The sequence below is a fragment of the Gilvimarinus sp. 2_MG-2023 genome, from assembly GCF_030547685.1.
Classification (GTDB): Bacteria; Pseudomonadota; Gammaproteobacteria; order Pseudomonadales; family Cellvibrionaceae; genus Gilvimarinus.
In genome coordinates this window covers 1-15230 of sequence record NZ_JAUOQM010000053.1, presented here as the reverse complement: position 1 = coordinate 15230, position 15230 = coordinate 1, and the positions used below count along the sequence as shown (strand labels likewise).

Annotated in this window: 13 protein-coding genes; 6 read left to right on the top strand and 7 right to left on the bottom strand. The window is 48.7% G+C overall.

Annotation, left to right across the window (positions count from 1 at the left end; genetic code table 11):
- Positions 1–414: 414 nt before the first annotated feature.
- The 4 genes from Q4526_RS15870 to Q4526_RS15855 all read right to left on the bottom strand — a co-directional run bounded on the left by Q4526_RS15870 (position 415) and on the right by Q4526_RS15855 (position 3615).
- A complete protein-coding gene (locus Q4526_RS15870) occupies positions 415–633 on the bottom strand; it encodes a DUF6500 family protein (RefSeq protein ID WP_215978102.1) in 219 nt (72 codons plus the stop codon).
- Between the two features lie 233 nt (positions 634–866).
- Entirely contained in the window at positions 867–2273 is a 1407-nt protein-coding gene (locus Q4526_RS15865; RefSeq protein ID WP_215978101.1) for a tyrosinase family protein, read from the bottom strand.
- A gap of 512 nt (positions 2274–2785) precedes the next feature.
- Positions 2786–3070: a hypothetical protein gene (locus Q4526_RS15860; RefSeq protein WP_303609699.1), complete on the bottom strand. Its 285-nt coding sequence runs from the start codon at positions 3068–3070 to the stop codon at positions 2786–2788.
- Between the two features lie 110 nt (positions 3071–3180).
- Positions 3181–3615: an Rrf2 family transcriptional regulator gene (locus Q4526_RS15855; protein ID WP_215978100.1), complete on the bottom strand. Its 435-nt coding sequence runs from the start codon at positions 3613–3615 to the stop codon at positions 3181–3183.
- Positions 3616–3730: 115 nt separating this feature from the next.
- Here Q4526_RS15855 and Q4526_RS15850 point away from each other — a divergent pair, with 115 nt between their 5' ends.
- Genes Q4526_RS15850 through Q4526_RS15840 form a run of 3 tightly spaced genes read left to right on the top strand, consistent with a single transcriptional unit; the run spans position 3731 to position 5291 of the window.
- Positions 3731–4630, top strand: coding sequence for an NAD(P)/FAD-dependent oxidoreductase (locus Q4526_RS15850; RefSeq protein WP_215978099.1), 900 nt, complete (start codon positions 3731–3733; stop codon positions 4628–4630).
- Between the two features lie 47 nt (positions 4631–4677).
- Entirely contained in the window at positions 4678–4905 is a 228-nt protein-coding gene (locus tag Q4526_RS15845; RefSeq protein ID WP_215978098.1) for a hypothetical protein, read from the top strand.
- A gap of 5 nt (positions 4906–4910) precedes the next feature.
- On the top strand, positions 4911–5291 hold the full coding sequence (locus Q4526_RS15840; RefSeq protein ID WP_303609698.1) for a hypothetical protein: 381 nt from the start codon (positions 4911–4913) through the stop codon (positions 5289–5291).
- A 101-nt stretch (positions 5292–5392) separates the two neighbouring features.
- Here Q4526_RS15840 and Q4526_RS15835 read toward each other — a convergent pair whose 3' ends face one another.
- Complete coding sequence (locus Q4526_RS15835; RefSeq protein ID WP_215978096.1) at positions 5393–5869, bottom strand: DUF6231 family protein; 477 nt, start codon at positions 5867–5869, stop codon at positions 5393–5395.
- 356 nt (positions 5870–6225) lie between these two features.
- Between Q4526_RS15835 and Q4526_RS15830 the strand changes: the two genes are divergently transcribed.
- From Q4526_RS15830 to Q4526_RS15820, 3 genes are all read left to right on the top strand, one after another.
- Complete coding sequence (locus Q4526_RS15830) at positions 6226–8364, top strand: hypothetical protein (protein ID WP_215978095.1); 2139 nt, start codon at positions 6226–6228, stop codon at positions 8362–8364.
- Positions 8361–8999, top strand: a complete 639-nt coding sequence (locus tag Q4526_RS15825; RefSeq protein ID WP_215978094.1) for a response regulator transcription factor — start codon at positions 8361–8363, stop codon at positions 8997–8999. The genes Q4526_RS15830 and Q4526_RS15825 overlap by 4 nt, the downstream gene beginning before the upstream one ends.
- 67 nt (positions 9000–9066) lie before the next feature.
- Positions 9067–12114, top strand: a complete 3048-nt coding sequence (locus tag Q4526_RS15820) for a S8 family serine peptidase (RefSeq protein ID WP_215978093.1) — start codon at positions 9067–9069, stop codon at positions 12112–12114.
- A 222-nt stretch (positions 12115–12336) separates the two neighbouring features.
- Here Q4526_RS15820 and Q4526_RS15815 read toward each other — a convergent pair whose 3' ends face one another.
- Both Q4526_RS15815 and Q4526_RS15810 read right to left on the bottom strand, forming a co-directional pair.
- Positions 12337–12978: an MBL fold metallo-hydrolase gene (locus Q4526_RS15815; RefSeq protein ID WP_303609703.1), complete on the bottom strand. Its 642-nt coding sequence runs from the start codon at positions 12976–12978 to the stop codon at positions 12337–12339.
- 342 nt (positions 12979–13320) lie between these two features.
- Positions 13321–14976, bottom strand: a complete 1656-nt coding sequence (locus Q4526_RS15810; protein WP_303609697.1) for an ABC transporter ATP-binding protein — start codon at positions 14974–14976, stop codon at positions 13321–13323.
- Positions 14977–15230: the final 254 nt, after the last annotated feature.

Below are 15230 nucleotides of genomic sequence, written 5' to 3'. Positions count from 1 at the left end.
GTCACATAAGGCATATTTCGCGCCAACGCTCGATGTAAAAATAAGAAGTATGCTAAAAACTGTTAAGAGCAATCGCATCGGGGCGCATAAATTTTTGTTGTCGCGCCAGATGCCACTGATGACGCAGGGGGTGATTATATAAAGACAGATTTAAAGAGTGAGGCGGGGCGTATAATTCTTTATTACTCAAGAATTTCTGGTGGTAAAACTGATTCAACTCTTATCAAATTATGCTCTGCTGCGGGGCAGATGAATAGCAGTCTGCATTTATGTGAGGCGAGTATTGAATCCTGAAAAATATTGCGGATCCAATTTTTCTTGTTTAAAAGAACAGTTTTTATACAGCACTATAAAGTTATGTAAACGCTTATCAAGTCAACTTTTGCACAAAAGTAGTGGTGGCAACCTGCTAGATTAAATATCAGCGCTTACCATTGATTTAATTTTTATGGCTTTTTCGAAATGATCCAACTGATGGGTTTCTATCCACCAGGTTGCAGCCTCCATCAGCAATTCTGGATCAGTATTCTTGTTTTTGAAAAATGCATAAAAAGAAAGGCCCACGTTTTCTCCTTTGGATTGTATTTTTTGATCACAAACTTCAATGATCTTGGCTCTTAGTTCTTTGCGCATAAAGTTTTATCCATATACTCGTGGTGCTAAGTAAAAACATTGAGAATGACGTTAAGCTGAAGGTTTAACGTCTAGGTTCTTGATTGAGTTCAAAAGAAAACCGGTACTTGTCTGATTATGAGTATGTTAACAAGAAACGCTCGGTTACACTCAATGAGTGTCTGGGGCTGTGTTTAGAACACCAGCGGCAGGGCGCAGACAGTCTGAGCCCTGCTGTTTGCATGGTTAAAAGATTAATAACGGTATAGGGACATGCTCTTTACGGAAAGTGTTTCATCTTTATTGCGTTGGCTTTCTATGACAACGTCATAATCACCATCGGCGGGTATCTCTGAGCTTACGTCATAGGTGAATGTTTTTGTTCCGCCTGCTTGATGCGTGTCGTGCCCTTGCATGTGGTGAGCAGCTCCAAAAAATGTCATTACCCCCGTGAGTGTTCGGCTGCCGTTACCGTTAACAATAAATACGTTGTAACTGTCGTGTGGTTCAGTTTCAAAAGCCACAACAATCTCAATGACGAGCGCTTCGGGACGATTCAGTAGCATTAGTTCCATATTCTTTTGCGGTTGAATCATGGGGGCATCCATAACGATCGTATTATCTTCGGTGGTTTTCTCGATCTTTTGATGCCATACCAGCTCTTTGTTTTGGCTGGTATTTTCTGCCACTAACAGTTTGTGTTCGCTTGAATTGAGTGGTTGGATTTGAGATTGCAGTTGATCATATTGGTAGTCGATATTAAAAGCCGTTTTATACGCCTCCTCAATGGTGTACTCAACTCTTTTGCCATTTTCATCAAAGAATTGATAAGGCCAGGGCGCTTTTTCCAACTCAGCTAAAGAGGGGCGAGTTCCATTTGGGCTTAATTCCCAAGCTTGCCAAATGAAATCGATATTTGAATGGTGTAACCAAAATATCGGATCAAAACCGGCGGATGGCACGTGAGACATCAACCCAAACTGATTGTCATTCTGGTAAATGGGGTTCCACATTTTCGTGCCAGCATAAAGGCCGCCAATATAATTGTGCATGGCACCGTGTGGGGCGCTATCAATGTTATTGTTGAATACAGAAAACACGCTATTTTTCATTAATAAATTAATGTTTAACTTGGAATCCATGTCCGAACTAATACGTTCCCCATTGTTCAGGCTGGGGAGCCTGGATTCTTCAAATAAAGAAGTATCCGTTGTTCGAAAAGCGTTAGGCATAACACGGTTTCTGGGGTCAGTATAATTCCAGTAGGGTAAAGCGAAATCGGACTTTCCTGATAGCTTGCGTACAATTTTTTCAAAATGAGCAATGTACAGGCGGTGCCACATAAGAAAATGTATTTCAGAGCCGGCTTTATGGGTGCAAGTAGCCCATGCCCACTTTAGGTCGGCCTTCTGGGTGTAGGACGGACACAGTGGGTTGGGTTTTATTTCGTCGGGAATGGAATGCGTTGCACCTTGATAGTACCAGCTGAATGGCTCATCGCATGACATCGCTTTCATTTTTTTGAGTGCAATGTTGAGCGCTTTAATGTCTGCTTGAGCCGCGTCGGTGGCGGCATTTTTTCGCAGATACTGAGCCGCTTGGGCGGTTGTAATACTAAAAGTGACTAGAATAAACAGGCAATATTTTATGATGTTTTTCATAAATTCCTCCTTGATTTTAATTGTCGCCTTACAAACCCGCAGGGTAACCCTTGGTTAAAGCAAGTGATTTATACGGGGATTAACTGCTGTTGGCGATCGCTATTGGATCATGTCCACTCGTCGTAGTCACGCACTATTAATTGCTGTACCTGTATTCGGCTAATACCGGCACAGGGTTATAGATAAAGGGAATAACACTAAAGGCTATAGTGTATTTTTAAAAATAATACTTAAGCTCTGTTGATCTGCGTGCCACAAGAGCTGAAGTCCTAGCTGAATAGAGTATCTGCCATTTCAAGGCGTGTATTTCATCTTTATTCTATCGCCGCTTAAAATAGTTACATGTATTGATAAAGTGAAAAAGGGGGAGGCGCTTGGTAGCAATCTTTTGGTTGTTTGTCTAAATCCGGATGGTTTCGAGGCCTTTTTGGTTTTGATGATTGCAGTCACACAATCAATTCAGATCAGTGTCCTAGAGCGCCCTTATTAAATTTTTGAAGACTCAGCAGCAGTTAATTATATTGCACCCAAGCTTTAGTCGGCGCCACATACACAAAGTCCGCATTAATACATTGCACTAACCGTAGATCTCCATGATGAGGTGGGTCGTAATCTTCGAGTCCCTCTAGCGACAAACTATTTGCCATGGGTTCTTTGCGTGTTAATTGATCGGGTATTTCTTGTAAATGCAGTTCTGTGGCCGTCCAGGTCAAACCATCGCGCTCTTGGGCCGAGCTATTTGGATTGTTCTCATCAATAAAAACGGCCGAGGTGCCTGCTAATTTTTTGTAAGCCATATTACGTCCTCCAAAGTGAAGGGTAAATTTTAAGCTTTTATCCAGTGGTCGCTTTGATTTAAATCAGGTGTTGCTAATTTTTCTGTCAAGCATAATGACTTAGAGATCTGTTAAGAGCGCAGATTGACGGGGTGGCCTGTGCTGCCTTGTTCGAGTTTATCTAATGTAATCTCGCCAAAGCGCTTCAGCATTAAATTTTCGGCTTCATTCATGACATCTTTTAACGCTTCATTAACGGCGATTTCTATCGGGCAGTTATCGTGTTCGTCGGTCAGGCCAATGGTAAAAATTGAGCTTTCGCCGAGTGCGTTATGAATATCCAACAAGGAGATGTCGGCCAAAGGCTTAGTCAGTGCCCAGCCGCCGTTGTGGCCCTTGCTGGACTGCACATAACCCTGGGTGCGCAATAGCGCCATGGTGCGTCTGACTACCACAGGGTTAGTGGCGAGCATATTGGCCAATGTCTCTGAGGTAACCGGGCCGTCTGATCGATTGAGGTGTATGAGTACATGCAGCACTCGGGAGAGTCGACTGTCTTTGCGCATAGAACGCCTTTGCGAGTAAATCACCAATATATCATGAAACTTTTTGTGTTACATGGCTTGCTGTGGCGGCATATTCATGTAACTATTGTTGTTTCATGAGTTGCAGGTGGCGAAAATGAAGACAGAAGTGCTTATTGTCGGGGGAAGTTTTGCAGGGTTGTCGGCGGCTATGCAGTTGGTGCGCGGTCGGCGCAATGTCATCGTGGTTGACGCCAATAAACCGCGCAATCGTTTTGCTGCCGAATCTCACGGGGTTTTTTGTCTGGACGGCAAAACTCCCGCCGAAATTCGCGCCACGGCCTTAGCGCAACTGCAGGCCTACCCAACTTTTCGACTTATCGACGACAGTGCCGTCGATGTCGAACAGACGCAGGGCGGCTTCTCGGTCACGCTGGCAGGTGGGGCTAGCTACCACACGCAAAAGCTTATTCTTGCCACCGGCATCACCGATCGGTTGCCGAATATTCCGGGGGTTAAGGAGCACTGGGGCAAAAGTGTCATTCACTGTCCTTACTGCCACGGCTACGAGCTGCAAGATCGTGCGCTGGGTGTTTTAGCCACCGGTGAAATGTCTTTTCACCAAGCAGCGTTGATTCCGGATTGGGGCGCGACCACCTTATTTACCCAGGGGCAGTTCAAGCCTGAGGCAGAGGTATTAGAGCATCTAATTCAAAGAGGCGTCGGCATAGAAGATTGCGCCATAACCCAAGTTGTCGGTGACGGTGAAAAAATTCAATACGTTGCTTTGGCCGATGGCCGTCAGATTCCTATTAAAGGGCTGTATGTCGCCCCCCAAGTCACCATTACCACACCCCTTGTGGCTAAGTTAAAACTTGAAACGGTAGAAGCCCCACTGGGTGCCGCTATTAAAGTGGATGATTTTAAAGAAAGCTCAACCCCCGGTGTGTTTGTCGCAGGTGATTTATCCAACCCAATGCAGAGCGCTACCTTTGCCATTGCATCGGGCACCATGGCGGGTATCGCCGCCCATCGCGCGCTGATATTTAATCATTAAGCAGGCCAATTTCTGCCCGCCGCTATTCACTACTAAGCGAGAAGACGATGCAACCTGATGAAATAACCGCACTGTTTGACCAGCAGGCCGAACACTACGACGCTCACTGGGCTAAAACGGCCGCGATTCGCGAGTGTTTGTATTTACTGGTCGATAGCTTCCTGGTGTCCTTACCTATTGATGCGCACATTCTCTGTGTAGGTGTAGGTACCGGGGATGAACTGTTACACCTTGCCCAGAAAAATCCCCGCTGGTGTTTTACCAAGGCTTTTTAAGCGAGGTGCCCAGCGTCGCCAGACACGACGCTGCTACTTGTTTTTTGGTATCGCAATTTATTCTGCCGCGCGCAGAGCGTACACAGTTTTTTCATACCATTGCTGACCGACTACAACCCAATGGCTTGTTAATCAGCGTTGATTTGGCCGCAGAAATCACCTCGCCCGAGTTTGACCTATTGCTGCGCGGCTGGGTGAGTATGACCTCGGGTAAAATCACTGAGTCAGGCGTAGCCCGTATGCGCAACACCTACACGAATCATGTGGGTGTATTGCCGCCGAGCGAAGTCTCAAGCCTTATAGCTGCTGGTGGTTTTGAAAATCCACTTCCATTTTTTCAAGCCGGCTTGATGCACGGTTGGTTGGCGAGGCGGGTAGGGTTTTAAGGGGCAAGATAATTAAACGGGCTATCGCTCTAAAGGCGAAAAACACCTCGTTAAAACACGCCGCTATAAAATATAAGCCACTTTACAAATGTCCATCACCATTAGGTCTTACCCCACATGTGCGGGTTGGCCCAGAACCTGGGGTTGTTCCAGGAGCGTTGGTGGTTATAGCTGCTGATATTGTAGGTGTACAGGGTTGATGGGTTGCGGCCGCCGTCTTCCCCAAGCTGCGACTCTCTTTTAAACCCCAGTGCGATAAAATCATTCAAATCCCAGCCACTTTGGTCCTGCACCAGTACCGCGATTTGGCGGGTGCCGTAATTGCGCAGCTGGCCAATCAAAATCTGCCCTTGCTGAAAACTCACATGCTCCAAGGTGTCGGAGACTAAGCCGAGGTCCTGAACATCAGCAAACGACAACTCGTTTTGAGTATCCTCAAGGGTTAGGTGAGTAACCTCACATTCACTGTGCTCAGACCACCGTTGTGCTAACCGCTGCGCCGTCTCGCCTAGCGCGACGATTCTGTTGGGCTGGCAGTTGTCGATAATAGCGGCCAGCGCTTGCTTGGATTCAGACATAGGGCTAAAACATTTAAGAGGTTCAGACGTTGAGCTTTAGTATCACACTCCTGCCTTGGTGCTAGCAAGGTGGCGTGGTTTTAGAGGGCATGCGGATATAAATTTTTCGCCTTCAGAGTGAGTTACTTTTCCTGGCTCGAAGAAAAGTAACTCCGTCGCTTTTGAAATGGCATCTAACAACACATGCAACGCTAAATAAGTAACCGTGTATCTGTCCCTAGCATTTCAAAATTTATCTGGCCGTAATTTTCTCTGTGGTAAGCTTGAGATGTTCCAAGTCACATAATAACGCGAAGGCGCAAGCGGTTTGGCCCACAAGGTCATGTGCTTTTGGTGGATCGGTAGAGGCCGAGCCTATGAAGCGAACGGTATTCACACCTCAATATATGTTTTTCCTGGCAGCAGTGATGGCAATGGCCGCTGTTGTTCTGTGTGTGTGGTTAATTATTACAGCGCCTTGGTTTGGTGTGAGTATCGCCTCTGCTCCAGACCGGGTAGGAGAGGTGATAGCGGTCGATGATCGCGCTCGGTCGGCAGGTCTTGCCGTGGGCGATAAGGTGACGGCCTTTGCTACTGTTGGTCAATCCCCGGTTTTGCTTGAGCCCTTGAGTCTGGTGAGTGATCCTGACCGCACCGGAAACTTCTCCGGTCTTAATGCGTTGTTCGATCATGTGGCCGCGCTTTATCGCGCTACCGACCAGACGCAAACGGAAATTCACTTACAGGATGGGCGCAAGCTTATACTGGAGGCGAGTCGCCGCCCGTTGAACAGTCTGTCGCCATGGTGGTGGCTCATGGCCGCGGGCACAATCCCCTTTTTGGTGGGCGCTGGGGTATGGAGCTACCGGCGACGGGAGTTGGCCAGTCATATGCTGCTATTGGCGGGGGCCAGTTTTGCCATTATTGCCTTGTCTAATTTGATATACGCTTATCGCCAACCCAGTATCCATCCGCAGTTATTCGAGTGGGCCGTTGCTGGTAATCGGCTGGGTACGCTGTTGTTTTTCTTCTCTTACCTAGCGGTATTTTTAGTCTATCCGCGTCGGTTGGTCTCGGGTCGAGTGCTGTGGGCGCTGTTAGTTGCCACCTTGCTGTTGTTTGTCAATGAGCTGACGCAAGCGGTTGATTGGCCGGGTAGCACCTTTGCTTTTCCTGTGGTGTGTGCATTGCCTGCCACTTTTACAGTGATTGCAGTGCAGTGGTTTTTGTCTCGTCGTCATCCAGTAGATCGAGCAGCCCTGCGTTGGTTTGTATTGGTGATGATGACAGGGATAATTCTGGTCACCAGTCTGTATTTTTTTCCGGCCATGATGGGGGCGGCACCGGTATTGCCGCTGGAGATCGCGTTTGGTGTCGGAATTGTCAGTTATCTGGGATTGATCATGGCGGTCGTGCGTTATCGCCTGTTCCAACTGGGGCAGTGGTGGCTCTCGGCGTGGCTGTGGTTGCTGGGTGGGGGAGCGGTTATTGGGCTGGATTTACTTCTGGCCTATTGGCTGGAGCTGGCGCCCACATACGTATTGGCGCTGTCAATATTTGTGGTGGGCTGGGTGTATTTTCCACTGCGCCAATGGTTGTGGCGCAAGCTGTTCTGGCAAGGTAAAGACCCCATGCAATGGCTGCCACGAGAATTGCTGAAAAGTCTGATCAGTGACGGTGATGACGAGGTGTTGAATTCCAGCTGGCATCAATTACTTTCGCGTCTGTTTCAGCCGCTGAAAACACAAGTAAGCACCACAAGGTTAACCATGCCCTTGCTCGTAGAGGAGGGGTTGGTGTTACAGATTCCCAATCTGACCGGCGGAGGCAGTATTACGCTCGCCTATCGCAGTGGTGGGCGGCATTTGTTCAGTCCCGATGATTGCACCTTAGTGGCTTCACTGTTGCACATGGTGGGGCCAGCGGCCGATGCACGCACAGCTACCCGGCGCGAACGCGAGCGTATTATGCGCGATCTTCACGACGACGTGGGCGCACGTTTGCTTACACTCTCTCACCGGCTAGAAAACGCGCGTAATATTGAATTAATGACCGAGGCAATGCAGGCGCTGCGTGAAACTATATATCGACTCAATCGGCCCGAGGGGTGTGAGTTGGGAGAAGCGATGGCCGAATGGCGTTGCGAATTTTATGAGCGCCTAGAGGCGCCAGGCGTTACTCTGCACTGGCAAGTGGCTCCCGAACTGGAACCGTTGGTTTTATCCGCGGCGGCGCGAGTTGATCTCGGCCGAGTGTTACGTGAGTCGGTGAGTAATAGTTTGCGCCACAGCTCGCCCAGCTGTATTGCCGTATTGTGCCAACCCAATAATACCCAAAGGTGGCAGATGGTCATTACCCACGACGGAGCCACGGGTGACCCGGAAACTTGGCGGCCGGGTACAGGTATCTTGACGATACGTAGGCGCATGAAGGATTTGAATGGCAGTATCCACTGGCAAAAAAACGGGGATGAGCTGATGACGACACTGACATTGCCACAGGAGTTGATGGCATGAGCTTAACGACCGAAAATATTCTGATCATCGAAGATATGGCAGAAACTTGTGATTGGCTGGCAAGCATTGTGGTACGTGTCTTTCCTCGGGCGCGAATCCATAAGGCCGCCTACTTGCAACAGGCGCGCGAGTTATTAAAAACCGTTTCGGTAGATTTGGCGCTGCTGGATATACATCTTCCGGATGGTAATGGTCTGACGCTGTTGCAGGAAGCGGCAGGCCGTGAAATTTACTGGGTAGTGACCACAGCATTTGCCGATGATGATTTCGTTTTTGATGCTCTGCGTCAGGGGGCGCGTGGTTATGTGCTCAAAGAGCAAAGTGCCGAACAGCTGGCCCGCCACCTGGCCGGTATTGCCGAGGGGCAACCGCCATTATCACCGCGCATTGCTCAACGGGTTTTGGCTTATTTTCAACCGCAGCCCGCTGAGGAGCTGACGGCTCGCGAGTTGCAGGTGCTTACTTTGATTGCCAAGGGCTTACCTCTCAAGGTAGTGGGCGAGGCCTTGTGCATCAGTACTCACACGGTTGGCGATCATGTTAAGCATATTTACCGAAAGCTGCGTGTTCACAGTCGCGCCGAGGCGGCAATACAGGCAGAGCGGCGCGGGTTGATTTCTCACAATACCCCCTGAACTAGGGATACGCGCCACAGCCCTCTCGTTGCATACTGGCGGGAATAATTAATCAGGGGTGTGTGTGATGGGGTTGTTTAAAGTTATTGGGGCGTCTGCTTGTCTTATCGGTTTTATGACCGCATGCGGTGGCGGAGGTGGTGGGGGTTCTAGCACTGCGCCGACCTCTGAGCATACCGTTAGCGTGACTCAAACCGCCGGTGGCAGTGTTTCCCCCAGCTCCGCCAGTGTTGCCTCAGGTCAGAGCGCCCAGTTCACCTTGGCTGCGGATGCGGGTTACAGCATTGGCAGTGCGACAGGCTGCGGTGGCAGCCTAAGTGGCAATACTTACCAAACAGGCCCCATTAATGCCGCCTGTACCGTTACCGTAAATTTCACTTCCGACAGTCTCGATGCCCCCGAGGGATTTAGTCTTGCCCCGGATAATGAGCAGCTAAGTCTAAGCTGGGATGCTGTCAGTGGCGCCAGTGGCTATAACCTTTATTATGCTAACGAAGCCGATGTTACTCCGGAAAATTACGCTAGCCTTTCAGGAGGCACACGTATCGAGAGCATAGAGTCGCCCCATGTGCTGACCGGCCTGCTCAATACTAGCACCTATTATTTGGTCGTTACCGCTTATAACGCCGGCGGTGAAAGTTCGCCCAGCCTGGAGCTTAGCGCCAACCCAGGGTCGACCGAATTGACCTTCGAAGTGGATGCCGGTATCGAGCCCGCGCAGAGCACTGTGGAAGATAGTGAGGGCATGTCGCGCTCGCTCGCACGTATGGTTGATGGTGGGGGTGTCGCCACCGATTTTCTGCTCAATGAGTTGGTTATCTATACCGACAATGAAGCCAAAGTAAACGCGATTATGGGCCGCTGGAGCGGCAGTTTACTCAAAAAAGTTGACATGGAAGACGGCTTTTCCACCTATCGTATAGCAATAGATCCATCAACTGCAGATGCTGCGGCCATGATCGCCACGCTCAACGAGCTTTACCCAGAGGTGTCTGGTCTGTTGCAGACCTCCAGTGAAGCGGCCGCCCAACTCCTGGCCATTGCCTATACAGAAATGCATCAGGAACAGATCAGCGTATTCCCCAATTTTGTGGCTTTCCCGCAAGACATAAGTGGTGGCACTACCGCCGAGGCGTCCATCTCGGGGGATGGGGATTACTCACCCAACGCCTTTGATTGGACCTATATGAATCAGGGCAGTGCCCAGGATATTGGTGTAGGTGCCGCTTGGCAGGCGATGGAGCGCGGTGGACGTTTTGATAATAAAGTGCCTATTATGATTATGGATGGCGGTTTTGCTCCCAACGCTGATTTTCCAGGGGTCAGACAAGTTATCGGGCGCGGCTGGAATATCCCCAACCCATCCGAATGTGGTGGTGGCACTGCCTGCCCTTGGCATGGCACTAATGTGACTACCTCTGCCATGGGCACCCTCGATAACGGTTTTGGTGTGGCAGGCCCCGCAGGCCCTGTGGGGCAATTGGTTGCCGTACAGTTCAGCACCAATGTGGTGGACATCATTGAGACACTGGTCGAAACCATTGGCACACTTCCCCAAGTGAGAATAATCAACCTGAGCTTTTCGCTGGAATTAGGTTCTGGCTGGGACGTAGCGTCGAGAGTTTTCTGTTTTTTCTGTCCCCATCCCAGTGAAATTTTAAGTGGCATTACCCAAGCGGTTACCAATTCCAACACGCTGATTTTTGCGTCTGCCGGGAATAACGGCAGCAATGTGGACACAAGAAATGGTTTGGGTATAGAGCGCTCCACTACACTGCCCTGTGAATTGAATACCGTTATTTGCGTCGGGGGGATGGCCTATAACGCCACCGTTCGGGATGGAAACTCCAACTTTGGTTCGCGTACGGATAACAACAGCGTGGATATATATGGGCCCTATACCGTTTGGGGTGGGTCTGCGCCTGACATACCCGGCGATGAGGCGCGCAAGATTAGTGGAACCAGTTATTCATCGCCGTTTGTGGCGGGCGTTGCCGCGCTGGTCTGGGCCGCTGATCCCTCACTGACCTCTCAACAGGTGTGGTCAATTGTGCGTGACACGGCTCATGTGGGTGGAGTCGGTGTTACCGGTCACCAACGCAGAATCAACGCCTTTGATGCTGTTGCTGAGATATTAGGTGGTGGGCCACCGACCGTCACACTCAATAGCTCAACCACTATTCCGCTTAACCGTGAGTGGGCTGTTACCGCTGTCGCTAATGATCCTGAATACGGCGGTAACTGCCCGCCGGTTGCCTGCCCACTGGCGTGGAGCCCTGAGCCCGACCGGATTGTCGGCAACACGGCGTTTTACCGTTTTACTACAGCGGGTAATGCCAGCGTTACGGTGACGGCTGAAGACTTAATAGGCCAGGCTACCAGTGCCAGCCGCTCGGTCAATGTGATCAATTCGCCACCTATCGTCACGCTCTCCCAGCCTACGGCCGGTGCGACAATTTATGTCGGGCAAGAGGTACAATTGTTGGGGACTGCTACCGATGCGAATGAAGGGGCAGACCCGGGGCCTGGCAACTTGTCTTGTACTTGGACCAGTAGCAATGCCGGCGATGCTGATTTCCCCCATACCGGAAGCTGTAATCGCCAGGCCACTTTTGCCAGCACAGGCACTCGTACACTCACCCTTAGAGCCACTGACCCGCAGGGGCTTAGCAGCTCAGACACGGTCACCATCACCGTTAGTCCGGCACCGGCCAATTTACCGCCCACAATCTCCATGGGCAGTATAAGCCCCGGCATTAACTACAACGGTGATGGCTACACCTGGTCAACCACTCTGACAGCTAATGCCAGCGCAACCGACCCTGAGGGAAATAATCCTATTACTTATATCTGGCGTGCCACCTCCTTTGAGCCCAATAGCGCTACCGAATGGCGCAGCAACGTGCAACTTAGCAGTAGTGCTTCAAGTGGCAATCTGAGTTGGACGCCAAGCAGCTCTAACCCGAGTGATTTAATTGGCAGTTATGCTCAGTTAGGAAATGATTGCTACTCAGGGCAGGTGGTGAGATTAACCCTGGAAGCACGGGACTCACTGGGCAATTCAAGTTTCCAATCCCTGCCTGATATCAAAGTGTATCGCTGCATTTTGATTTAATGACAGCCCCAGGCCTATCAGTATCTGATGGGCCTGGGGTATTAGCAGATACGGACTATGCTGGGTGTCCTCTTTTGAGCACTTTTCTGGACACTTGATCTCAACCGGCCAGCGCAACACATGCAGTAAAACTATCAGCGGGCGTTAGCGATATCCAAACCAAAGATCAATCCTGGGCTTTTTTTGCAGTCTGACTTTCGGTGAGCGCCGGGCAAGCGCGCATCACAATCCTTTATCCGTCACCGCCCTCTCCGAAGCCGAAGACACCGTCTTGGCAAACTTAGCCAACACTCCTCGCGTATAACGCGGCGCTGGCGCTTGCCATTTGGCCAGCCGGGCTTCAATCTCCGCCTCGGGAATATTCAGGCTGATTTGAGCGCTGTCGGCATAAACAATAGAAAGACAGCGCTTGTTCTCACATGATTGCCATTGCCAGCATAGGGCACCGGCGGTATGGCCGGGCGTAGAAATTGGAGTAAGCGCAAGATTGCCGAGGCTAACCACTTGACCATCCTTTATAATTTTATCTACTTTGGCGGCAGGAAAGGGGTTATGCATGCCGGCTTGCGGGTCAGTGTCGGCGGTAATGCCGGTGCTTAAAACGGGTGCCGCTTCGGTTGAGGCAAGAAGCTTAGCGCCACTGACTCTTTGTAATTTAGCCAAGCCGGCCACATGGTCGAAGGGTTCATGGCTATGAAGCAGCAGTTTTACATCATCAAGAGAAAAGCCTAAATTTTTAATATTCTCAATAATGACATCGGCTCCGGCTTCGGTTGCACCATCAATCAGTATATGGCCCTTATCACCGGTAATTAATGTCGCGGTGATTCCGCAGGTGCCGACATAATAACTATTGCCGAATATTTTAAATGGAGGTGCCGGTTATCCCAGTCGTCCCAATCGCTACAAGTGTTCACCCATTGCGTGGGTGTGTATTCTGAAGTGCTTGTACTTGCGTTTGTGTATCCTGCCAGGCTAAAAAAAAGACTTTGCACCAAGAGAAAGCGTAATAAGCGGATATAAATTGTGAATTTAATGTTCAGTATTGACCTTGGGATTTTTGTCTGTAGAGCTCTATATTATTTAAAAAGCAGTAGAGCTGAATTTCGATTAAATATTAACTATGTCTCTACAATGTAAACGCTTTAATTATGCGTTTGAATTTATAATTGTAGCGTTTAAATATCATAATATTGAGTTGATATTTTACGAATACCAATCTTTTTGCGTTTCATACATACTTTTATAAACACCATCTTTCTCAATTAGGGCTTGGTGACTTCCTTCTTCTACTATTTCACCATTCTGCATTACTAATATTCTATCGGCGTTTTTAATAGATCCCAGTCTGTGAGTGATCATTAGTGATGTTTTTCCTTGGGTGATATCGTTGAACAGAGTATAGATATCACTTTCTATAATAGGGTCAAGGGAGGCAGTTGGTTCATCCAGAATATATAGTCTTGCGTCTTTATGTATGCACCGTGCAACGGCCAGTCGCTGCCATTGGCCGCCAGATAAGTCTGTATCCCCCAGGGTTCTACCTAAACGGACGTTCAGAGATGGTATTTTCTCCGCAAGTCCGCACTGAGCCAAACTGTCGGCAATACTTTTATCGAGTTCACCGGTAGACGTAAAGGCTATGTTCTCTCGAACTGAATATTCATATTTACCAAAATCCTGAAAAACGCCACTAATTTCATTGCGCCACCTATCCAGGCATAAGCTTTTGAGAGGTTGACCGTTAACTAATACTTCTCCACTTGTAGGAGTACATAGCCCAAGTAGAACATTAACGAGGGTAGTCTTACCGCTGCCATTGGCGCCTACAATAGCAATATGCTCCCCTTGTTTAATTGTAAAATGAACCTTTTTAAGTGCATTATCACCGCCATCATAAGAATAGCTAACATCAGTAAATTGGACGCTAATAGTATTCGCCAAGCAGTCATCAGTTGCTTTTATATCGGCTGATTTTATATCGACTCTCTGCTCAAGCTCCAGAACTACAAATATGGACTTAAACATCAGCAAAAAACGTTGTATTACAGTAACACCACTCACCACCTGATCGACACTGCCCTGCGAAGCATAGAGGCTCTGTAGAACGACAACGAATGCAGCCGCGGGAATTGTGCCAGTGCCATAACCTTTTACCAAAAGAACAAAACTAACAACCGATCCGGCCTGCATCAGTAGCAAAGTGGGTAGTGGGTAAATAGTACTCTTAATTCTGGCGTCATGCAGATGAGCCCAAAGTGCCTTAAAATTAATTTTTATTTTATTTTGAAAAAAACTTTTCGCACCAAATAATCGAACTTCTTTCGCTACGCCTCGATTAGTCAGTAAATCAATGCCATACTGAATTTCACGCCAAGGTTTGGTTGAAAGGCGCGCATTCCAGAAGTGGTACTTCGATAGTTGGGCCAGAACCACTGCATGAGGGATAACCGCAATGCACATAATCAATGCAACAATAGGTGAATACGTAAGCACCACAAGCACAAGCCCACCGGTAGAGAGGAACCCTTTTGTGACCCGATGAACTTGTCCCATAAAATTCGAAGGACAATGTTCTAGGTTTCGTTGAGCAAAGCTTAAATCCTGATAAAATTTCTTAGACTCAAACGCCTGTAAATCTGGCATACCAAGGACGCATGCGCTGATTTCAGTCTGAAGATACTCTAAACTTCTGTCACTGATTGAATGATGAAGAAATCCGACCCAAGGTTCCAAAAAACTCCCAATTGACAAGCTTACCCACCACAAAAGTCCCCAAATTATCAAATCTGATGTTGCTACCGTATTACTGGAAATTACTTGCTCGATAATATAACCCGTCAGCCACACGGTAGCTGGCAAACTAAGGGCCTGGAGTGTGACCAATAAAAGCAGCAACAAAGACAACAGTGGCGACCGACCATAGGTCACCCGAACGGTATCCGACAAAACTTTTATGTGATTTATCATAAAAAGACGAAACTTGCCTTAATTGTTATTGTCACTGGAGTTTAATAGATTTGGAATGGCGGTTAAAGGTGGAAAGTTAGTACTTTTGTGTCTGCAGAAAAACACCGGGGTCAGAAAAACACCGGGGTCAGATACCCTCTTGAAAA

Excerpts from the sequence above, each read along its gene's own strand:
- Q4526_RS15870 (WP_215978102.1), bottom strand. The coding sequence starts at position 633 with ATGCGCAAAGAACTAAGAGCCAAGATCATTGAAGTTTGTGATCAAAAA.
- Q4526_RS15865 (WP_215978101.1), bottom strand. The coding sequence starts at position 2,273 with ATGAAAAACATCATAAAATATTGCCTGTTTATTCTAGTCACTTTTAGT.
- Q4526_RS15860 (WP_303609699.1), bottom strand. The coding sequence starts at position 3,070 with ATGGCTTACAAAAAATTAGCAGGCACCTCGGCCGTTTTTATTGATGAG.
- Q4526_RS15855 (WP_215978100.1), bottom strand. The coding sequence starts at position 3,615 with ATGCGCAAAGACAGTCGACTCTCCCGAGTGCTGCATGTACTCATACAC.
- Q4526_RS15850 (WP_215978099.1), top strand. The coding sequence starts at position 3,731 with ATGAAGACAGAAGTGCTTATTGTCGGGGGAAGTTTTGCAGGGTTGTCG.
- Q4526_RS15845 (WP_215978098.1), top strand. The coding sequence starts at position 4,678 with ATGCAACCTGATGAAATAACCGCACTGTTTGACCAGCAGGCCGAACAC.
- Q4526_RS15835 (WP_215978096.1), bottom strand. The coding sequence starts at position 5,869 with ATGTCTGAATCCAAGCAAGCGCTGGCCGCTATTATCGACAACTGCCAG.
- Q4526_RS15830 (WP_215978095.1), top strand. The coding sequence starts at position 6,226 with ATGAAGCGAACGGTATTCACACCTCAATATATGTTTTTCCTGGCAGCA.
- Q4526_RS15825 (WP_215978094.1), top strand. The coding sequence starts at position 8,361 with ATGAGCTTAACGACCGAAAATATTCTGATCATCGAAGATATGGCAGAA.
- Q4526_RS15820 (WP_215978093.1), top strand. The coding sequence starts at position 9,067 with ATGGGGTTGTTTAAAGTTATTGGGGCGTCTGCTTGTCTTATCGGTTTT.